This window comes from Acidithiobacillus sp., assembly GCF_023256195.1.
Taxonomy (GTDB): Bacteria; Pseudomonadota; Gammaproteobacteria; order Acidithiobacillales; family Acidithiobacillaceae; genus Acidithiobacillus_A.
In genome coordinates, this window is the sequence record NZ_JAGDWX010000030.1 from 41,451 (window position 1) to 61,431 (window position 19,981).

Sequence of the window (19,981 nt, forward strand, 5' to 3'; positions counted from 1 at the left end):
CGGGGGAGAGTTATCGAAGACCACGGTATCATTTATAAAGATTTTACAGAATTTTTATCCGCTGTTTACACAAAAGATAGCCTGTTGTTTGAAATGAAGAAAAAGATATGATCGGAAGGGCCGCGCAGGCTTTACGGTTGACCTTCGTGGTACATCCTGTCATCCTTATATTCCCTTCGAAAAATAAGGATATCTTGTGGCAAAACTCAAGAACCTCAAGAATCGTCTCCGTCGAGAAGGAACCCTGCAAGGTCTGATTCTCGCCTGTGTCGGCGCCTCCATCGGTTCCGGGTGGTTGTTCGGGCCACTCTATACAGCACAAATTGCCGGACCCTATGCCGTTGGTTCCTGGATTATCGGAGCCGTGGCGATATTACTGCTTGCCCTGGTTTTTGCGGAACTCGGGCCGCTCATTCCCAAGGCGGGCGCGGTCATCCACCTGGCCCACGTGGGCAATGGTCCCATCGTCGGCAACATGTGGAGCTGGATCCTCTTCCTTTCCTACGCCACCATCGCGCCCATCGAAGTAACGGCCTTACTGACCTATGCCAACAATTACCTGCCGATCTTTCTGCAGCCCCATACGGCATTGCTCAGTACCCGTGGATTTCTCATTGCTCTGGTCTTTTTGGGACTGTTCATCGCCGTCAATTTTCTGGTGGTGCGTTGGGTACTGCGCATCAATAACGGCGCCACCTGGTGGAAGATCGTGGTACCGCTGCTGACCGTCGGTATCCTGGTCGTCCTTGCCTGGCACCCCAGCAACTTCCAGATCCAGCAGGGCAATGCTGGGTCGGATCTGCAGGGGATGTTCGTGGCGGTGGCGACGGGCGGGGTCATTTTCAGCCTTCTGGGCTTTCGTCACGCCATCGATCTTGCCGGGGAAAGCAAGAATCCCAGCCGCGATATTCCACTGGCCACCATCGGTTCGGTGCTGATCGTGGCACTCATTTATCTCGCATTGCAGGTGGCCTTCATCGGTGCCGTTCATCCTTCGGATCTGGCGCACGGCGGCTGGCCGAATCTGCAGTTCAAGGGCATCAACGGACCTTTCGCGGCGCTGGCGGCGGCGGTGGGTGCTACCTGGCTGTCGGTGCTGCTCTACATCGACGCCTTCGTGTCACCGGCCGGGACCGCCCTGATCTATACGGCCACGGCTTCACGGGTGACGCTGGCCACGGCGGAGTCGGGCGCGGCGCCGCAGTGGGTCAGTAAGGTCAACCGTTTCGGTGTACCCTGGACCAGTCTGTTGCTCCTCTACGCGGTGGGGGCCATCTTTTTCCTGCCTTTTCCTTCCTGGCAGAAGATGGTGGGCTACATTGCCTCCATGACCGTCCTGTCCTACGTGATCGGACCGGTGGCCATCCTGCAGCTGCGTAAAGCCATGCCGGATCTGGAGCGACCCTTTCGCCTGCCCCTGGCACCGGTCATCGCACCTCTGGCCTTTGTCGCCGGGAGCTGGATCGTCTTCTGGTCGGGTCTGCACACCCTCAACTTCATTTTTGGCACGCTGTTCGCCCTGCTCATCGTCTATGCCCTCTGGGGCTGGCTGAGCAAGACCAAGCTGCGGGAGATGGGCTGGGAGTACATGTGGTGGATCATTCCCTACTTCCTGATGCTGTGGGGTGCGGCCTGGATCGGTCCCAAAAGCTTGCAGGGCATCGGCTTGGTCGGGTTCTTTGCGGACATGGGGCTCGTGGCGCTGCTGAGCCTGGTGATCTTTTACTGGGCCTTGCGCAGTGCCGTATCCGACCGGACCATCCAGCTCTATATGCGCAATCTCGGCAGCAGGGGCGTCGGGGCGCCATGAGTCGGCGCCAGCGGGAGGCGGCCTGGCCGCCTCGAGCGCAGCTGCAGATCGAGGCGCAGCGTTGGGTGATCAAGATCGGAAGCAGCCTGCTCACCAACGACGGGGCCGGGCTGGACCTCGCCTGGATCGCGCGCTGGATGGAACAGATTCGCCAGCTCCATCGCGCTGGTAAGGAGGTGGTCTTGGTATCCTCCGGTGCCGTCAGCGCCGGAACGGCTCTACTGGGCTGGGTCCAGCGACCCAGCGATCTGGCCTCGCGACAGGCCGCCGCCAGCGTCGGGCAGTCGGCCCTCATCCACCATTACGAAAAGATCCTGCAGCAGGTAGCGCACCCGGAAGATCCACCCTTGCACTGCGGTCAGGTGCTCCTCACCCACGACGAGCTGCGCAACCGCAAGCGCTATCTCAACGCGCGCAATATCCTGCGGGTGCTCCTGGACCGCAATGTGCTACCGGTGGTGAATGAGAACGACGCCATTTCCTATCGACCCATCCAGCTAGGCGACAACGATACCCTGGCAGCGATGGTCTGCAACCTGCTGGATGCCGATATTCTGGTGTTACTGACGGACCAGGACGGCCTCTTCAGTGCCGATCCGCGTCAGGACCCCGATGCGCGTTTCCTGTCGGAGGTGGCGGCGGGCGATCCGCGCCTGGAGGCCATCGCCGGAGGTGGGGGCTCGGGCGTCGGTACCGGCGGCATGTTGGCCAAGGTGAAGGCGGCGGCACGCGCGGCCCGTTCGGGTACCGCCACCGTCATTGCCCACGGCCGTCACCCCGATATCCTGCCGCAGCTGGCCGAGGGGGCCGCCATCGGTAGCTTCTTCCGGGTGCGCCGGCCAGCCCTCAAGGCACGCAAGCGTTGGCTCTCCGACCATCTGCGCGTGCACGGCAACCTGGTTCTGGATGCCGGCGCCGTGCACGCTCTGCGCGACCAGGGGCGGAGCCTGCTGAGTGTGGGTGTACTACAGGTGGAAGGGGAGTTCCACCGCGGCGATCTGGTGGCCTGCCGCAGCGTCGACGGTCGCGAGATTGCTCGCGGTCTCATCGATCTGGACGCCAGCGTCATGCGACGCATCCTGGGTTGCAGTCGGGCGGAGCTGGACGAGGACCCGACCGTTACCGACAGCGTCGTCATCCATCGCGATAATCTGGTTCTGACGGACACGGCGGCCGACTGGACACCGAAGCAGGGCAGTGAGCAGAGGCTGGCAGAGGATCCGGAGCCGCAGGCCCGAATTCAGGACGGCGGCGCGGTGGTATAGGGCCGCTGGGCACCGGCCTCGGCGCGCTCGGCGATGAGGTGGACGTCCTGCTGCGGATGCGCCAAGCGGATGCCGTGGCGATGCAGCGCCTCTACCGCCATGGCACGCAGCTCCGTCTGCGTCAGAAAACTCCGATTGCAGTCCGATATGTAGACGCGCAGATAAAAGACCAGGGCGCTGGGACTGACATCCAGGAGCAGGGCGGTGGGTGGCAGTCCGCGCGGGTCATCTTCCTGCAGCACCTCGGGGTGCTTGCGTCCCACTTCCTCCAGAATTTCCCGCACCTTATCGATGTTGGCATCGTGATCGATCTGCAGCGGGATCATCAGCCGCAGCACGGCGTTGGAATACATCCAGTTGGTCACCTGTCCCGAGATGAGCTCAGAATTGGGCACAAAGACCTCGGTGCGATCGAAGGTCAGGATCAAGGTATAGCGGATGCTGAGGCGCTGTACCGTGCCTTCGGTATTGCCTACCTTGACCCAATCGCCCACGCGAATGGGCCGCTCCAGGAGCAGGATGAGTCCCGAGACGAAGTTGTTGACGATATTCTGCAGACCAAAACCAATGCCGACGGACAAGGCACCAGCAATGATGGCCAGATTGTGCAGAGCAACGCCCGCCGTCGACAGAGCGATGAGAAAGGCAAGAAGAAATCCCAGGTAGCGGATGATGGCAAGCACCGAGTGGCGCGAGCCCACATCCATGTGGCGGAACAGGCGCGACCGGTTCGACAGCTGCCGTTGCAACCAATTGTTGATGTTGAACAGCAGGATGAGCAGAGCGAGGGCGATGAGCCAGCGAAAAGGCTCCACGTGCATCCCGCCGATGGTGTAGCCCTGCACGAAGTAATGCCAGACCAGGGCAAGACCGCTATGGCTGAGCCCCCAACCGAAGAGGGCGGCAATGAGGGCGCCGAGCCAGATGGCGACAAACAGCAGGGCCTTGATCCAGGTCACCCAGGGGATGATCTCGGTAGGGCTGAAGCCCAGACGACGGCGCAGAAAGTCTCCAATGACGCCGGTGTCGCTCTCCTCATTTTCCGAGAGATCCTCAACGACCCAGGTGAGGATGAGCGCCAGCAGCAGACTCACGACCGTCACACTGATGCCAAAGAACAGGAAATCCGCGAGGTTGACGTAGCCCAGCAGGTCCAGGGCTACGGTAGCCAGGATCGAGCTGACGAGAAGCAGCTGGGAGAGTACGTGGCGGCGGAAAAAAGTAAAGCGTCGCGCCCGCCAGAGCAGCCAGAGCAGGGCAATGGCGACAAGGACGTGGAAGACCGTGAGCAAGGCTACATTGTCGAGAACCGCTCGACTCGCCTGGCGATCCAGCAACTCGTAGAGACCGATGAAGCTGGCGAGGGTCAGGACGAAGCGCAGCGGCCGCCAGAGCACCCGCAGGAGGACGGCCTCCCGCTGCGCCCGCGCCGGCAGTCCTTGCAGGTGGCGCAGCAGGGTCTTGAAGGTCCAGGTGAGGACGATGAAGGTCGTCCAGACCCCGACGAGCAGGACGATGAGGGGATAGAACACTCCCAGGGACCAGGCCAGCAGACCCAGACCGATGGGGGCAAGCAGGGGATAGAGGTGGCGCCAACTCCGGCGACTGCGCTGGCGCAGCAGGGCTGCGAGGATGTACGTGGCCAGGGCAAAGCCCAGGGCCCCCTGAAAGCGGCTCTGCTGCAGGACCGGCTCGCCCTCGCGATAGAGCCAGAAATCCCGTTCCTGGGTCCAGACCTGCACCGGCAGCGCCTGCAGTCCTTGCCATTGTCCGAAAATATCGGCTCCACGTTGGAAGAGGTAGCGCGTACGCAAAGCCAGCTCTTTCTTATGGATGCTGTTGAGGATGTCGTTGCCACCGACATAGAGCACCTTGCAGGCTGCCTGCCTGCCGCTGGCACGGCGCTGCTGCTGCAGCAGATTGTCCCGCAGCTGGGTCAGACTCTGGGGTTCGCCGGATACGAAGGGCCCCACCACCTTGAGGCCCTTGTCGATGTTGTCCAGGTCTGCGGTTTCTTCCTGGATGCAGGCGTTGGCCTGGCGGATGATGTCCTGGACCTGCGCGCGCCAGGGCCGCAGCTGACGCGGGTCGGTGGAATGCGTCAGGGCTTCGTGGATGTGCTTGAGTACCAGACTGTCGGTGGCAAATTGGGCACTCTCGGCATGGACTCCGGAGGCGCCGACCCCAAAAAGCAGGACGATCCAGGCAAACCCGATAGCGATCCGCAATGCCCACGCGCTCACAGCTTTCTCCCTGGACCTTTGGATGCGGTCACGCCCCCGGGCCAGTGCAGATGCCTCAAAGCAAGGGCTACCGACTCAACCCGCCAGGACCTTGCGCGCCTTGCGCGTCAGCAGGGGCACCGCCGCTCGATGCAAAAAAGGCGGAAGATCAATGGGTTTCAGCAGCATCTTGACGGCCATTTCGAAGGGGTAATAGCGTTGGATCCAATTGCCCATCCGCCGGCGGAAGGCGTCGAAATCGGCACGGCTGAAGTGCTGTCCCCGGTTGTGCGTCTCGTAGGCGGCCTGAATCGCCAGAAAGGTGTCTTCCTGATCCACCTCCGAGACCCGACGCAGCAGTTCGCGCAGCAGGCGCCAGCGTGACAGGCGCTCGCGTTGCTGGTACTCGCGGAAGTAGCGGTAGAAGTACTTGTAGTGGTGGACTTCATCGGCGCGGATGCGACCCGCCAGATCGCGCAGCACGGGTTCGGGACTGGCGGCCTGGATCATGCCGTAGAAACTCGACGTGCCCGTCTCGACCACGCAGCGGGCCGCCATCTCCAGGGCCTTGGTCGGACCCAGCAAGCCATCGGCGCAGAGCGGACGATAGGCGCGTTCGAAGGCCGCATAGGCCGTTTCCCAGTCGAAGTCCGGCCAGACGGTCTGGACATAAGCACGCAGGGCGCGCCCGTGCTGCAGTTCTTCCCGTTCCCATTCCCCGCCGAGCCAGCGCTGGGCCGCGGGGTTGTCGTCGTAGTAAGCAACGAGGTTATGGGCATAGAGATCCGCCAGGGATTCGACAAAGGATGCCCCGGCGAGCAGGTAGAACCAGTCCTGATCGTGGACGATGCACTCCTTCTGAATATGGTCGAAGGAAACATCCTGCAGTGACCAACGAGGTTGCGGCGTTGCAGGGGCCATACGATAGTCTCCTGTATACGAAAGGTCTTCAATGACCGGAGTAGACGACATCCTTGTGGCCCAGCCCAGCGTCCTGGAAGGCCTGTCGCCTCCGGATGCATTGTGGACAGCGGCCACAGTGCGTCTCGTATCCCAAAATGCAACTGTACGACATTTCCCAGGGGACGCCCAAGTCCTCACCGTATCGGATCACCTCTGCCTTGCCGTATTGGGCGAGGGGTGTGGCAAGATTCAGGTCCGAGGCCTGCAGAGTGGCGGCCAGAGCTGCGAGGAACGCACCGTTGCCGTTGCGATCCGTCTGCCCATCGTCGGCGGTGGTGCCGAGGACCAGGGTATCACGCCCAAGGCCGCTGGCGACGTTGGCTGCTGCCGCCACGGCCAGGAGATTTCTGTGGGGCGTGGGCACGTGGTAGCGGTGCGGGCGCAGCCGGCCGACGGCCTCACCGAAGGCGCGCAGGTCGAAGCGCCCCTGCTCGAGTCGCAGGTCCTTCCCGAGACGCTGGACCCGCGCCCACTCCTGCGCGGCCGCCCGTTGTCCGTAGTCCAGGAAGAGCAGGTAGGCACCGGTATGGGCGGCAAAGGCATGGGCCAGGGTGAAGCTCTCCACGCCGCCGCTGCAGAGCAGAAGCGATCGCTCCGCTGGCGGCAGTGAAGGACGTAGCGCCATGCGCGGCCTATGCTCTATCATGCCTGAACTCGGCTCGGCTGCCTGCCCCGGGGGGAGGAAGATCATGGTGCCCTGTCTGCATCTGCATCCGGTGAATCCACAGCCGCGCCTCATCGCGCAGGCCGCCGATGGTCTGCGCCGCGGCGAATTGCTGGTCTATCCCACGGACAGCTGTTATGCGCTGGGGTGTTGCCTGTGGGCCAAGGACGCCCAGGATCGCCTGCGGCACATCCGGCAGCTCGATATCCAGCACGACCTTTCCCTCCTGTTCGCAGACCTGTCGCAGCTGAGCGAGTATCTCAAACTGGACGATCGTGTCTATCGCCTCCTACGCGGCTTGCTGCCTGGCCCTTACACTGTGATTCTTCCTGCTACCCACGACGTTCCGCGGCGCCTTGCCGACGGCAAGCGGCGCAGTATCGGCGCGCGCATCCCCGATTCTGCCATCTGTCGGGCGCTCCTGGCGGAACTGGGTGAACCGCTGATGAGCTCGACCCTGCATCTGCCCGGTGACGATCTGCCTCTGCACGATCCTGAGGATATCTGCACGCGCATGGAAAAGCGGGTGGATGGCGTCCTGCTGGGAGGCGAGGGCTCGACCGTGTGTTCGACGGTGGTGGACTGCACCCAGTGGCCGCCGCAGATCCTGCGCGAGGGACTGGGCGACAGCACCGCGCTGCGCCAGACCCTTGGCCTATAGGTAGCGCTTTATCCGGCTGATATACTCGGGTCATGAACGACATCGACGGTTTCCTTCGCGGCCTTGCCATTTGGGCCATACCTGTTTTGTTCGCCATTACCGTCCACGAGGTTGCGCACGGCTGGGTGGCCTGGAAGCGCGGCGATCCGACGGCCATGCTCATGGGCCGTCTGACCCTCAACCCGCTGAAGCACATAGATCCTTTCGGTACCATCCTCCTGCCAGGCATGCTTCTGTTGCTGCATTCCCCCTTCCTCTTCGGTTACGCCAAGCCCGTACCGGTGAATTTTGCCGGTCTGCGTGACCCCAAGCGCGACATGGTCCTGGTGGCACTGGCTGGACCGCTTGCCAACGTGCTCATGGCCTTCATCTGGACCTTCATCCTCTGGCTCGGTGGCCACCTGCCGGGACCTTTGGCGTATCTCTCCGTACCCATGCAGCTCATGGGGCAGGCGGGTATCCTCATCAACGTCGTGCTCTTTCTCTTCAATCTCATCCCCATCCCGCCCCTGGACGGCGGGCGGGTGGCCGTCGGACTGCTGCCTGCAGGACCCAGCCTTGCCTTGAGCCGCGTCGAGCCTTACGGCTTCATCATCCTCATCGTCCTGCTCTTCACGGGCGTCCTGTGGGCGGTATTGGGGCCGGCCTTCGTCGTCGTGCGCGGGATTTTCCTGCACCTGGGAGGCCTGCCGTGAGCCCCGTGGTCGTGTCCGGCATGCGTCCCACGGGACGCTTGCACCTTGGCCACTATCACGGTGTGCTGAAGAACTGGCTGCGCCTGCAGAACTCTGCAGAGTGTTATTTCTTTGTGGCGGACTGGCACGCGCTCACCACCCACTACGAGACTCCCGGAGGTATTGCCGAGGCCAGCTGGGATCTGCTCATCGAATGGCTTGCCGTGGGCATCGATCCGGAGCATGCGACCCTTTTCCTGCAGTCCTGGGTGCCCCAGCACGCAGAGTTGGCTCTACTGCTCGGCATGCTTACACCCTTGTCCTGGCTGGAGCGTGTTCCCACCTTCAAGGATCAGCAGGAAAAACTGCGCGAGCGCGATCTGGCTACCTACGGTTTCCTCGGCTATCCCTTGCTGATGACCGCCGACATCCTGCTCTACGGTGCCGAAGAGGTGCCCGTAGGAGCCGACCAGGTGGCCCACCTGGAGATCAGTCGGGAACTGGCGCGGCGCTTCAATTTTCTCTACGGGCGCGAGGCCGATGCGCCGGCCCGCGTCGCCGATGCTCTCAAACGCATGGGTAAGGCCGGTGCCCGCAGCTACCACAATCTCAGCCAGCGCTATCAGACGGCGGGTGATGCGCTGGCCGTCGCCGAAGCGGAGACCCTGCTGGCTCAGGCAGCCAGTCTGTCCGCGGACGATCGGGCCTTGTTGTTGCGCGAACTGCAGGGGCGAGGTCGGGAGATACTGGTAGAGCCTCGCGCCCTGCTCACGGAGGCACCACGCATGCCGGGTCTGGACGGCCAGAAAATGAGCAAATCCTACGGGAATACCATTGCTCTGCGCGAAGATCCCGAAAATATCCGTCAGAAGTTGCGTACCATGCCTACGGACCCTGCCCGGGTACGCCGTCAGGATCCCGGGGATCCGGACAAGTGCCCGGTCTTTGCCCTGCACCAGGTCTACTCCGATGTCCAAAGGCGCGAGTGGGTGGTGACCGGTTGCCGCAGCGCCGGTATCGGCTGTCTGGAGTGCAAGGCGCCACTCATCGAGGCCGTTCTGGAAGAACTGGAACCCATCCGCGCGCGGGCCGAGTTCTGGGCGGCGCGACCTGCGGAACTGCGGGACCTGGCGCGTCAAGGGGCGGCACGGGCGCGTCAGCGGGCAGAGACCACCCTGGAGCGCGTGCGCGCCGCCATGGGCCTGACCTCGGGCGATACCCTTGCTCGCTAGCGCAGCAATGTCCGGCGCTGACCGGGTCGAGGTGGAGATCCCCGAGGACCTATATATCCCGCCCGATGCTCTGGAACTCATCCTGGACCGCTTCAGCGGTCCCCTGGACCTCTTGCTTTGGCTGATCCGCAGGAATCGCATGGATATCCGTGACATTCCCGTGGCGGAAGTGACCCGTCAATACCTCGCGTATCTGGAAGAGGCGCGCCGCCGCAATCTGCCGCTGGCGGCGGATTACCTGCTGATGGCGGCCTGGCTGACAGAAATCAAGGCACGCCTACTGCTCCCGGTTGCCCCCGCCTGTACGGACGAGGAGGCCCTGGACCCGCGGGAAGAGCTGGCACGGCGTCTGCAGGCCTTGGCGCAGATCCAGGCGGAGTCCGCGGCCTTGGCCGAACTCCCGCAGGAGGGCAGGGATTTCTGGCTGGTACGGCCGGTGGATGCGACGGATCTGCCGCCGCCGGTGCCCTCCCTGAGTCTCGGGCAGTTGTGCCAATGCTGGGTAGAACTGCGTGTCCGCCAGGCGCGTCGGGTGGAACAGGGCGTGCAGGCTGCGCCGACGCCGCGACCGCCACAGTGGAGTCTACGTCAGCGCATGCTCGAGGTGTTGCAGCTTTGCCGGGCGGCACTGCGACCATTGACCCTGGCGGATCTGCTCCCGCAGGGCAAGCTGGACCCGCTGGCGGTCGGCCTGTCATTGCTTGCTGTCTTGGAACTACTGCGCCAGCGCGCCTTGTATCTCCTGCTGGATGGCGAGGATGAGGCACATCTCTGGACGGTGCGTACGGCGGAGTGACGGCCCGTGACCGAGCTCACCGAAGAGGCGGTGCTTGCCCTCCTGCTCGCCAGCGATGCCGGACTTGCGCACAGCGAGCTCGCGGCGGTTTTTGTCGAATCGGAAGCAGCCGACCGTCTTTCGGAGATCCTCTCGACCCTGGCGCGGGAGGGCTTCGGCCCGCTGGAGTTGGTGCAGACGGCCGGGCGTTACCGCCTGCGTATCGGCTCTCGATTCAACCCCTTGTTGAGCCGTCTACGGCAAGCCGAGGCGCGTCCCCTCTCCCGCGCCGCCATGGAGACGCTGGCGGTCATCGCCTACCACCAACCCATCACGCGCCCGGAGATGGAACAATGGCGTGGCGTCAGCATCGGTACCCCTATCCTGCAACAGCTGCAGGAACTGGACTGGATCGCGGTGGTGGGCCATCGCGAAACCCCCGGTCGTCCGGCCCTGTGGGCGACCACCGAGCAATTCCTGCGCCATTTCGGCTTGAATACTTTGGCAGATTTGCCCAAGGCGGAACTGGATTTACTTGCTCCGGAGTGTCTTAGTAACTCATAAAATAAGGTAATGTTGTTGAAACAATAATCTGATTTGACGCTGTCCGTACTCTCGGCGATAGTTGCCATTGGAAGTGGGTGAGCCTGGCACTGGTGAGGGAGAGCAGCGTGGCTTGCCGATCCACGAACGACACGATCGACGCTTTGAGGAGCATGACATGGCACACGTAGTGATTCTAGGGGCAGGAACCGGGGGCATGCCGGCGGCCTATGAAATGAAGGATGCTTTGGGCAAGGATCACGAGGTGACCCTGATCAGTGCCAATGACTATTTCCAGTTCGTTCCTTCCAATCCGTGGCTGGGTGTGGGCTGGTCCAAACGGGAGGATATCACCTTTCCGATTCGGCCCTACGTGGAGCGCAAGGGTATCCACTTCATTCCACAGCGCGCTGACAAGATCGATGCGGAAAAGCAGGAGATCCAGTTGGCGGACGGCAGCAGCGTCCACTACGACTACCTGCTGATCGCGACGGGTCCGAAGCTTGCTTTCGAGAACGTGCCGGGTTCCGATCCGCACGAAGGCCCCGTGCAGTCCGTCTGCACCACCGATCACGCCGAAATGGCCTACGGCAAGTATCAGGAGCTGCTGGACAATCCCGGTCCCATCGTCATCGGTGCGATGCCCGGTGCCAGCTGCTTTGGTCCCGCCTACGAATACGCCATGATCGTGGCTGCCGACCTCAAGAAGCGCGGTATGCGCGACAAGATCCCGTCCTTCTCCTTCGTCACCAGCGAGCCCTACGTCGGTCACCTGGGTATCCAGGGCGTGGGCGATTCCCGCGGTATCCTGACCCGCGGTCTGGAGGAGGAGGGAATCACCGCCTACACCAACTGCAAGGTGACCAAGGTGGAGAATGGTCAGATGTATATCACGCAGGTCAACGACCAGGGTGAGACCGTCAAGGAGTTCACCTTGCCGGTGAAGTTCGGCATGATGATCCCTGCCTTCAAGGGCGTGCCGGCCGTGGCAGGTGTGGAAGGTCTGTGCAACCCCGGCGGCTTCGTCCTGGTGGACGAGAACCAGCGCAGCAAGAAGTATCCCAATATCTACGCTGCGGGTATCGCCATCGCCATCCCGCCCGTGGAGCAAACGCCGGTACCCACCGGTGCGCCCAAGACCGGCTACATGATCGAGTCCATGGTCTCGGCGGCCGTGCACAACATCAAGGCGGATATCGAAGGGCGCAAGGGGGATCGGACCATGGGCACCTGGAATGCTGTCTGCTTCGCCGACATGGGCGACCGCGGTGCGGCCTTCGTCGCCCTGCCGCAACTCAAGCCGCGCAAGGTGGATGTCTTCGCCTACGGGCGTTGGGTACACCTGGCCAAGGTGGCCTTCGAGAAATACTTCATCCGCAAGATGAAGATGGGGGTCTCCGAGCCCTTCTATGAGAAGGTGTTGTTCAAGATGATGGGCATTACCCGGCTCAAGGAAGAACCCGTGGAGCAGCGCAAGGCCTCCTGAGGAGCGCTGGTTGCCACACTTGGGTTAGCGTTCAGGCCTCGCTTTGCGGCGGGGCCTGAGCCTTTTTGAGGAACGAGGAGTGGACGAAAAACTGCAGAAAGTCCTGGCACGCCACGGTCTCGGCTCACGCCGTCAGATGGAGGAGTGGATTCGTGCCGGAAGGGTGCAGATCAACGATCGCCCGGCCAGTATCGGCGACCGCGTCACCAGCCGGGATCGCCTGTCCGTGGATGGCAAGGTCCTGCGGGTGCCGTCCTGGGTACGGCCGCGTCTGCGCGTGCTGCGCTATCACAAGCCGGCAGGGGAGCTGGCCACGCGTCAGGATCCCGAGGGTCGTCCGACGGTCTTCGATCGTCTCCCGCGTTTGCGGGGGAGCCGCTGGGTGGCGGTGGGACGACTGGACCTCAACACCGAGGGCCTGCTGCTCTTCACCAACGACGGTGATCTCGCCAACGCCCTCATGCATCCCCGCGCGCAACTCGAGCGGGTATATGCCGTGCGCGTCCTCGGCAGCCTCAGCGATGAGCAGAAGACCCTGCTCCTGAGCGGAGTGGAACTGGACGATGGTCCGGCGCGTTTTCTCGCCATCGAAGAGGCGGGCGGGGAAGGGAGCAATCGCTGGTATCACGTAAGCCTTGCCGAGGGACGCAACCGCGAGGTAAGGCGTCTGTTGGCGGCCGTCAACCTCAGTGTCAGTCGACTGATCCGCATCCGTTATGGACCGGTGGATATGCCTCGGCATCTGAAACTCGGCTACTTTGAAGAGTTGAGCGATGAGGAGAGAGCGGTCCTGCTGGCGGCCGTCGATTGGTCCGAACCCAATACCTCGCGGCCCGGGGCCAGTGCTGCTGCGGCGGCGGACAGCGCAGTGCACCTGCTGCGCAAGACCCGGCCAGGCGCGCGCTCGTCTCCTGGCCGAGGCAAGAGAGGACCGCGTTCCGGGCATGCCTGAGGATTGGCAAGAGCTCCTGACAAGGCTCGAACGCGCCTTTGGCCCGCAGCACTGGTGGCCGGCGGACAGCCCCTTCGAGGTCATGGTGGGCGCCATTCTCACCCAGAACACCAGCTGGACTCAGGTGGAGCGGGCCATCGACCAACTACGCGAGGCGGGACTCCTGAATGCCGGAGCGCTGCTGGAAGCGGCACCCGAGACCCTGGAGCCTCTGCTCCGCTGTACCGGCTACTATCGCCTCAAGACCCGCCGCCTGCAGGCTTTCTGCGCTTTCCTGAAGCGGGAAGGTTGTCTGGATCGGCCCGAGCGCCTGGGCGCAGCAGACGATCTGTACTGTCTGCGGCGCAAACTCCTGAGTGTATACGGCGTGGGCGAGGAGACCGCCGATTCCATCCTCCTCTATGCCCTGCACCGCCCCATTGCCGTGGTAGATGCCTACACGCGGCGTCTGGCGTACCGCCTGGGCTGGACAGACCCCAAGCCCTCCTATGCCGCCCTACAAGACCGCATGGAAGCGCAACTCCCGCCGGGAGATATACAGAAACGGCAGGAACTGCATGCCCTGATCGTCGTGCAGGGCAAGACCTTCTGCCGTAGTCGTCCATCCTGTCGGGAGTGTCCACTTCGCCGGGATTGCACTTATGGGGCGAGGGGCGGCGATCGGGAAGATCTGGTCGGATTGCGGCAGGGCTGAGCCACAGAGCTGAGGCGGATTCCCTCGGCTACACTGTAAACGATGGCGTAAGGAGAGTTCCGGTGAGTCGTGAAGTCATGGTCCTGGGGGCCGGTATCGTCGGGGTCAGTACGGCCTTGCAGCTGCAGTTGCGTGGATGGCAGGTGCTCCTCTTGGATCGCCAGGGTGCCGGTGAACGCACCTCTTTTGGCAATGCCGGCCTCATTCAGCGTGAGGCGGTGTTTCCCCATGCCTTTCCGCGTGCCTTGGGGACCATTCTGCATTACGCCAGCAACCGCTCGACGGAGGTGCGTTACCAGAGCAGCATGCTGCCGCGCCTGGGTTTTCCCTTCTGGAAGTACTGGTGGAACTCCGAGCCAGAGCGCCATCGACAGATCGCCCGGCATTATGCGGCGCTCATCGCCCACTGTCTGGAGGACCATCTGGCCGTCGCCGCGCTGGCCGGGGCTACCCACCTCTTTCGTCCCGGCGGCTACCTCCAAGTGCACCAGCATCGCCACAGCCTGGAGGCCGAGCTGGAAGCTGCCCGCTACAAGCAGGAACATTTCGCGGTGGAGTACACCGCCCTGGATGCGGCGGCCCTGAGCGCGCGCGTGCCCGGCCTGCGGGAGGGGCTGGCCGGTGGGATTCACTGGCAACAGCCTTTGGCGGTCGTCGATCCGCACGCCCTGACTCTTGCTTATCTGGATTATTTTCTGGCTCAGGGCGGCGAATTCCGTACCTTTGCTGCCCAAGGTTTGGCTCCCGAAGGGCAGGGCTGGCGCTTGCGCGGAGAGCGGGAGCATCTGCATGGCGAACGGCTGGTATTGACGCTGGGGGCTTGGACGCCCGATCTCACCCGAGGTCTGGGCTGGCACCCCAGTGTCTTCGTCAAGCGCGGTTACCACATGCACTACGCGCAATCGGCGCCCAATGAACTGACGACGCCCCTTCTGGATGCCGATGCCGGCTATGTGCTCGCGCCCATGCGCCAGGGTCTGCGCCTGACCACCGGTGCCGAGTTTGCGCCCCGGGACGCTCCGCCGTCACCCATTGCCCTGGATCGCGCCGAGCTCGCGGCACGGCAGATCTTTCCATCCCTGGGAGCGCGGCTGGATCCGACGCCTTGGCTGGGACAACGCCCCTGCACCTCCGACATGCTGCCCATCATCGGGGCGTTCCCCGGGAGAAATGGACTCTGGCTCAATTTTGGCCACTGCCACCAGGGTCTTACCCTGGGACCGACGACGGGTCGACTGCTGGCACAGCTCATGGGCGGCGAAGCGCCCTTCACCGATCCCACGCCCTACGCCCCGGCGCGTTTTTCTTGAGGGCTCGAGACGCGGCTGAATAGACGGCGATGTTCCAGGCTTCAGTAGCCCGGCTGGTGGCGGGTGAACTGGGCCGGACCAAGTTGTTGCAGCAGGGACGGGTTGTCCCAGCCGGGAGCGCGCTGTTCCACCAGCACGTCGGTAGCGATGCCGCCGCGCACATACCAGCGTCCCAGGAGCCGCAGATAGCGGGGCGACAGCAGATGGATGAGGTCGTCGGCGATGCGGTTGGTCATGGCCTCGTGGAATCCTCCCTCGTCACGGAAACTCCACAGGTAGAGCTTCAGGGCCTTGAGCTCGACGCAGCGTTGGTCGGGAATGTAGTCCAGCAAAAAGTGGGCGAAGTCCGGTTGGCCGGTGAGGGGACAGAGGCAGGTGAACTCCGGCAGATCCATATGGATGAGAAAATCCCGCTCCGGGTGGGGATTGGCAAAATGCTGCAGCTCGCGACTCGGTTGACTGGGCACAGACTTCTCCTCAATATGCAGCCTCCAGTAGGTCACCACTATAGCAAAAACACGCGCCCATGCGCCTTTCCGCCATTCGTCTGCACGGCTTCAAATCCTTCCGTGAAAGAACCCAGATCCGTCTGGAGGCCAATCCGGTAGTCATCGTCGGACCAAACGGTTGCGGTAAATCCAATATCGTCGACGCCATCCGCTGGGTGCTGGGGGAGTCCTCGGCGCGTCAACTGCGCGGTACGCAGCTCGCGGACGTCATTTCCAACGGTGCCGACGGCCGCGCTACGGCCAGCGAGGCGGTGGTGGAGCTCACCTTCGACAATGCCGATGCCAAGGCGCCGGCGCCCTGGACACCGGTCCCGGAAATTCGCGTCTGGCGACGACTGAGCCGCGACGGTGACAGTCAATATCGTATCAATGACGCCCGTTGCCGCCGTCGCGACGTCGCCGATCTCTTCTTGGGCACGGGCCTGGGGGCCAACGCCTATGCCATCATCGAACAGGGCACCATAGGCCGCATCGTCGAAGCGCGCCCAGAGGAACTGCGCGCCATCCTCGAGGAAGCGGCGGGGGTCAGCCGTTACAAGGAGCGACGCAAGGAGAGTCAGCAACGTATCCAGGAGACCCGCGAGCACCTCCAGCGCCTGCACGATCTCCACGGCGGCCTGGACGAACGCATCGAGCTCCTGCAACGCCAGGCCGAGTCCGCCCGGCGCCTGCGCGATCTCTGGCGGGAGCAAAGGTGCTGGCGCTGGTGGCAGCTGGTGGATCGGCTGGAAGCGACGGCTCGGGAAAGCGAGGCGCTGGAGCAGCGGATAAAATCCCAGGAAGAGCAGGCCGCTGTCTGGACCCAGGAGCTTGCCGAGCAGGCCCGCCAGCAGGAGGCACTCCAGCAGCGCCGCCAAAGCGGTAGCGAAGCGCTGCGCCAGGCCCAAGAGACGCTCTATCGGCTGCAGGCGGAACAGAGCACCCTGGAACAGGAGCTTCGCCACCAGGAAGAGCGTTGCCAAGAGACGGAACGAGCCATACAAGGCCAGCAGGAACGCCTGCAGCGCCTGCGCGAAGAGAGCGCGCGCCGTTTGGCCGCAGCGCAAAGTGCCGAGGACCGTTGCAGCGCCATCGGCGAAGAGGAGCTGGGCCTGGCGGCGGAACTGGAGGTCTGTCGCGGCCGGCTGAAGCGCATCGAAACGGAGCTGGACGAGTGCGCCCGCCAGCTGGATACGGAACGGGAACGGCGTACCGACGCCCGGCGCGAGCGGGAGGTGGCGAGCGCCCGGCGCCGGGAGCTGGCCTCCCGTCTCGAGGCCTTGCGCCGACAGATCGCCGAGCTCGAGAGCCGTCCCGATTCTTCGGCCGAGGCGGAGCTGGCGGCGGCAGAACTCGCATGGACGGAGCTCGAGACCACGCGCGTGCAGCAGGCCAGCGAACTGGCCGCGGCCACCGCAGCGGTCGAAGCGGCACAGGCAGAACTGGAGGCCCGCCGTGCCCAGCTGGCCGAACAGCGCGCCCGTCAGCAGGAGCTGCGTGCCCGGCGCCAGGCTCTGGAGCGCCTGGAGTCGGGACTGATGGCAGGTCTGCCGACAGCGGCGCAGGCCACCCCGGATCTGCTGGAGCATCTGCGCGTGGATCCGCCCTGGGAGTTGGCCGTCGAGCGCATGCTGGGTTCCCTCCTCGGAGCGCAGCTGCGTTCACCAGGAGACGGCGACCCGGAGGACCTCGACTGGGAACGGCCCTGGATTCTTGCGGATCGTCCAGCGGATCACCCCGCCGAAACGCGCGACGATGCCCTCTATCGGAGGATCCATGTTCCCGAACCGTGGCAAGGTGCCCTGCGCCAATGGCTCTGGGGTCTACGCTGCAGCGGCGACATCGCCGAGGCCTGGGCCCGACGCCATGAGCTCGCGAACGACGAGGCCTGGATCACACCGACGGGACAGATCTTGCGTCCTCAAGCCTTCAGCCCAGTGCCGGGCAACAGCGAGGCCAGTTTGCTGCAATGCCGTCGTGAACTCGCCGAACTGCAAAGCGAGGACGCCGCAGGGAGGGTGGAGTCGGAACGCCTGCAGCAGGAGGTCGCTGCCCTGGAACAGGATCTTGCGCAGCGCGTGCAGCACCGCCGGCTCTGTGCGCAGGCCGACCGTAATGGACAACAAGAGGAACTGACCCTACGCGAACGCTTGGCCAGCCTGCGCAGCCGGGTGGAAGCGCAGCGGGAGGCCCAACGCCGTGCAGAGGCAAATCTGGCCCGCCTGCACACGGAGGCGTCGACTCTGGCCGGCGAGCTCGCAGCCGTCGACGAGCGGCTGGAGCAGCTGCGCCAGAATGAGCCGTCCGAGGATCGGGAGCAGCTTCTGCGGCGAGAAGAGGAAGCGCTGCGCGGTCAACTGGCGCAGCAACGTGGACTGCTCGGACGGCTGCGCCAGCAGCAGCAAAGCCTGGCTCTGGAAAAGGAACGTCTCGGTGCCCAGCGCGTTGCGGTGGGCGAGCGCCTGCAAGAGTGGGAAGGGGAGGAAGCAGCGCTCTGCCGTACCCTGGCGCAGCTGAGGGCGGAGCGCGACGAGCGGCAGAGTCGATTGCCGGCTCTGCAAGAGCGTCGCAAGGTGCTAGAGCTTGATCGTGTCGAGATTCTCGAGCAGGTTCAGACGGCTCAGCGGGAGCTCGCTGCGGTGGAGGAGAGCTGGCGTCTTTCCCAGAGTGAGAGTCAGCGGCGTGACGGCGCCCTGCGTCGTCTGGAGCAGGGACTGGCCGCAGCACGGGTGGAGCGGGACACCTTGGAGTTGCAGCGGCAGGCGCTGGAGGCGGATGCCGCCAAATTGGCCGGCGAGCTTGGCGAAGACCCGGGGAGGGCCCCGGAGGACCGGGATGCGGAGCAGGAGCTGGCGCGGATCGAGGAGGCCATCTCCGCTCTGGGCAAGGTCAATCTCGCGGCCGAGGACGAGCTGCAGGAGGTGATGGCGCGCAGTGGGGATCTCAGTGCGCAGATGACGGATCTAGAGACAGCGCTTGCCGCGCTGGAGACGGCCATGGCCGCCATGGATCGTGAAACCAGTGAGCGTTTTCAGGAGACCCTGGCGCAGGTCAATGATCACCTGCAGGGGATTTTTGCCACCCTCTTCGGTGGCGGCGAGGCGCAACTGCAGCCTGATGGAGACGACCCGCTGCTGGCAGGACTGCTCCTGCGTGCGCGCCCGCCGGGCAAGCGCAACGCCCACCTGCAGCAACTCTCGGGCGGTGAGAAGGCCTTGACGGCGCTGGCCCTGGTGTTTGCCCTCTTTGCCCTCAATCCCGCGCCTTTCTGCATCCTCGACGAGGTGGACGCGCCCCTGGACGACGCCAATGTCGGGCGATTTTGCGCCCTTTTGACAGAGCTCGCCCACCAGACCCAATTTCTGGTGGTCAGTCATCGACATCTGACGCTGCAGGTTGCGGCACAGCTCCTGGGGGTCACCATGCCCGATCCTGGTATATCCCGAGTGGTGCCGGTGCGTATCGCCGATGTTCTCGCGCAGCACGGGCAGCAACGAGACGCCTAGGGAGTTCCCGGAGAGGTTCTGCCAGGCGATTCAGACCGCGGGTCGGCAGGCGCCGTGCAGGTGCAGGATCGGCCAGCCGCGCTGGCGGGCGGTGCGCTCCAGCTCGGGATCGGGATCGACGGCGACGGGCTGCCCCACGGCCTCCAGCAGGGGCAGATCGTTGTGGGAATCGCTGTAGAAGGTGGCCTGGGCGAGGCTTTCCTCCCAATCCCAGCCGCGCTCACCCAGCCACTGCGCAAGACGCTGGACCTTACCCTCGCGAAAACAGGGGATGCCATAACTGCGACCGGTGAAGGCGCCATCCGCGTCCGCCTCTACTTCGGTGGCCAGCAGTTCCGGTACGCCCAGAGCCGTGGCAATGGGCGCGGTGACGAAACGGTTGGTGGCGGTGATGATGAGCAAGGTATCACCGGCCTCACGGTGTTTTTCCACCAGCGCGCGCGCCTCGGGCGTGATCATGGGGGCGACCCGTTCCTCCATGTACTGGCGGTGCCAGTTCTCCAGACGACTGCGCGGCTGCTGCGCCAGCGGAGCCAGCACGAAAGACAGAAACTCCTGGATATCCAGGGTCCCGTCCAGATAGGCGCGGTAGTAGCGATCGTTGGCCTGGCGCAGGGTATCGCCATCCACCACACCCTGTTCGCTGAGGAATTCGAGCCAGGCATGATCCGAATCGCCGGCGAGCAGGGTGTTGTCCAGATCAAACAGAGCCAGTGCCATGAAATCTCCTTGGGAA

General features: G+C 63.8%; 17 protein-coding genes. 12 read left to right on the top strand and 5 right to left on the bottom strand.

What is annotated here, in order from left to right; translation table 11 throughout:
* The first annotated feature begins 196 nt into the window (after positions 1-196).
* The gene (locus Q0C23_RS07625) at positions 197-1,810 is read left to right on the top strand and encodes an APC family permease (RefSeq protein WP_291511769.1); all 1,614 of its coding nucleotides are present in this window, start codon (positions 197-199) and stop codon (positions 1,808-1,810) included.
* Positions 1,807-3,075 carry a glutamate 5-kinase gene (gene proB / locus Q0C23_RS07630; protein WP_291511770.1) on the top strand — a complete coding sequence of 423 codons (1,269 nt, stop codon included), beginning with the start codon at positions 1,807-1,809 and terminating at the stop codon, positions 3,073-3,075. Before Q0C23_RS07625 ends, proB begins: the two co-directional genes overlap by 4 nt.
* On the opposite strand, the gene Q0C23_RS07635 is transcribed toward proB, so the two are convergent.
* The 3 genes from Q0C23_RS07635 to Q0C23_RS07645 all read right to left on the bottom strand — a co-directional run bounded on the left by Q0C23_RS07635 (position 3,051) and on the right by Q0C23_RS07645 (position 6,885).
* On the bottom strand, positions 3,051-5,318 hold the full coding sequence (locus tag Q0C23_RS07635) for a mechanosensitive ion channel domain-containing protein (RefSeq protein ID WP_291511771.1): 2,268 nt from the start codon (positions 5,316-5,318) through the stop codon (positions 3,051-3,053). The two genes, proB and Q0C23_RS07635, sit on opposite strands and share 25 nt — an antisense overlap.
* A gap of 75 nt (positions 5,319-5,393) precedes the next feature.
* The gene (locus Q0C23_RS07640) at positions 5,394-6,218 is read right to left on the bottom strand and encodes a ferritin-like domain-containing protein (protein ID WP_291511772.1); all 825 of its coding nucleotides are present in this window, start codon (positions 6,216-6,218) and stop codon (positions 5,394-5,396) included.
* Positions 6,219-6,246: 28 nt separating this feature from the next.
* The gene (locus Q0C23_RS07645) at positions 6,247-6,885 is read right to left on the bottom strand and encodes a 7-cyano-7-deazaguanine synthase (RefSeq protein WP_291511773.1); all 639 of its coding nucleotides are present in this window, start codon (positions 6,883-6,885) and stop codon (positions 6,247-6,249) included.
* Positions 6,886-6,949: 64 nt separating this feature from the next.
* Between Q0C23_RS07645 and Q0C23_RS07650 the strand changes: the two genes are divergently transcribed.
* The 9 genes from Q0C23_RS07650 (at position 6,950) to Q0C23_RS07690 (ending at position 15,251) form a co-directional block, all read left to right on the top strand.
* Positions 6,950-7,585, top strand: a complete 636-nt coding sequence (locus Q0C23_RS07650) for an L-threonylcarbamoyladenylate synthase (protein WP_291511774.1) — start codon at positions 6,950-6,952, stop codon at positions 7,583-7,585.
* 32 nt (positions 7,586-7,617) lie between these two features.
* Positions 7,618-8,280 carry a site-2 protease family protein gene (locus Q0C23_RS07655; protein WP_291511775.1) on the top strand — a complete coding sequence of 221 codons (663 nt, stop codon included), beginning with the start codon at positions 7,618-7,620 and terminating at the stop codon, positions 8,278-8,280.
* Positions 8,277-9,491, top strand: coding sequence for a tryptophan--tRNA ligase (locus tag Q0C23_RS07660; RefSeq protein WP_291511776.1), 1,215 nt, complete (start codon positions 8,277-8,279; stop codon positions 9,489-9,491). Before Q0C23_RS07655 ends, Q0C23_RS07660 begins: the two co-directional genes overlap by 4 nt.
* 7 nt (positions 9,492-9,498) lie before the next feature.
* On the top strand, positions 9,499-10,287 hold the full coding sequence (locus Q0C23_RS07665; RefSeq protein ID WP_291511777.1) for a ScpA family protein: 789 nt from the start codon (positions 9,499-9,501) through the stop codon (positions 10,285-10,287).
* Between the two features lie 6 nt (positions 10,288-10,293).
* Positions 10,294-10,830: an SMC-Scp complex subunit ScpB gene (scpB, locus tag Q0C23_RS07670; RefSeq protein WP_291511778.1), complete on the top strand. Its 537-nt coding sequence runs from the start codon at positions 10,294-10,296 to the stop codon at positions 10,828-10,830.
* Between the two features lie 157 nt (positions 10,831-10,987).
* Positions 10,988-12,295 carry an FAD/NAD(P)-binding oxidoreductase gene (locus tag Q0C23_RS07675; RefSeq protein ID WP_291511779.1) on the top strand — a complete coding sequence of 436 codons (1,308 nt, stop codon included), beginning with the start codon at positions 10,988-10,990 and terminating at the stop codon, positions 12,293-12,295.
* 79 nt (positions 12,296-12,374) lie between these two features.
* The gene (gene rluB, locus Q0C23_RS07680) at positions 12,375-13,247 is read left to right on the top strand and encodes a 23S rRNA pseudouridine(2605) synthase RluB (RefSeq protein ID WP_291511780.1); all 873 of its coding nucleotides are present in this window, start codon (positions 12,375-12,377) and stop codon (positions 13,245-13,247) included.
* A complete protein-coding gene (locus tag Q0C23_RS07685) occupies positions 13,240-13,941 on the top strand; it encodes an endonuclease (RefSeq protein ID WP_291511781.1) in 702 nt (233 codons plus the stop codon). The genes rluB and Q0C23_RS07685 overlap by 8 nt, the downstream gene beginning before the upstream one ends.
* A 62-nt stretch (positions 13,942-14,003) precedes the next feature.
* Entirely contained in the window at positions 14,004-15,251 is a 1,248-nt protein-coding gene (locus tag Q0C23_RS07690) for an FAD-binding oxidoreductase (protein ID WP_291511782.1), read from the top strand.
* Between the two features lie 41 nt (positions 15,252-15,292).
* On the opposite strand, the gene queF is transcribed toward Q0C23_RS07690, so the two are convergent.
* On the bottom strand, positions 15,293-15,718 hold the full coding sequence (gene queF, locus Q0C23_RS07695; protein WP_291511783.1) for a preQ(1) synthase: 426 nt from the start codon (positions 15,716-15,718) through the stop codon (positions 15,293-15,295).
* Between the two features lie 59 nt (positions 15,719-15,777).
* On the opposite strand from queF, the gene smc reads away from it, so the two are divergent.
* Positions 15,778-19,245 (top strand): chromosome segregation protein SMC, encoded by a 3,468-nt coding sequence (smc, locus tag Q0C23_RS07700; protein WP_291511784.1) that lies wholly within the window; start codon positions 15,778-15,780, stop codon positions 19,243-19,245.
* Between the two features lie 30 nt (positions 19,246-19,275).
* On the opposite strand, the gene Q0C23_RS07705 is transcribed toward smc, so the two are convergent.
* A complete protein-coding gene (locus Q0C23_RS07705) occupies positions 19,276-19,965 on the bottom strand; it encodes an HAD family phosphatase (protein ID WP_291511785.1) in 690 nt (229 codons plus the stop codon).
* Between the last annotated feature and the right edge of the window lie 16 nt (positions 19,966-19,981).

Coding starts and splice junctions, on each gene's coding strand:
- Q0C23_RS07665 (WP_291511777.1), top strand. CDS start 9,499: ATGTCCGGCGCTGACCGGGTCGAGGTGGAGATCCCCGAGGACCTATAT.
- Q0C23_RS07675 (WP_291511779.1), top strand. CDS start 10,988: ATGGCACACGTAGTGATTCTAGGGGCAGGAACCGGGGGCATGCCGGCG.
- Q0C23_RS07685 (WP_291511781.1), top strand. CDS start 13,240: ATGCCTGAGGATTGGCAAGAGCTCCTGACAAGGCTCGAACGCGCCTTT.
- smc (WP_291511784.1), top strand. CDS start 15,778: ATGCGCCTTTCCGCCATTCGTCTGCACGGCTTCAAATCCTTCCGTGAA.
- Q0C23_RS07705 (WP_291511785.1), bottom strand. CDS start 19,965: ATGGCACTGGCTCTGTTTGATCTGGACAACACCCTGCTCGCCGGCGAT.
- proB (WP_291511770.1), top strand. CDS start 1,807: ATGAGTCGGCGCCAGCGGGAGGCGGCCTGGCCGCCTCGAGCGCAGCTG.
- Q0C23_RS07645 (WP_291511773.1), bottom strand. CDS start 6,885: ATGGCGCTACGTCCTTCACTGCCGCCAGCGGAGCGATCGCTTCTGCTC.
- Q0C23_RS07650 (WP_291511774.1), top strand. CDS start 6,950: ATGGTGCCCTGTCTGCATCTGCATCCGGTGAATCCACAGCCGCGCCTC.
- Q0C23_RS07655 (WP_291511775.1), top strand. CDS start 7,618: ATGAACGACATCGACGGTTTCCTTCGCGGCCTTGCCATTTGGGCCATA.
- Q0C23_RS07640 (WP_291511772.1), bottom strand. CDS start 6,218: ATGGCCCCTGCAACGCCGCAACCTCGTTGGTCACTGCAGGATGTTTCC.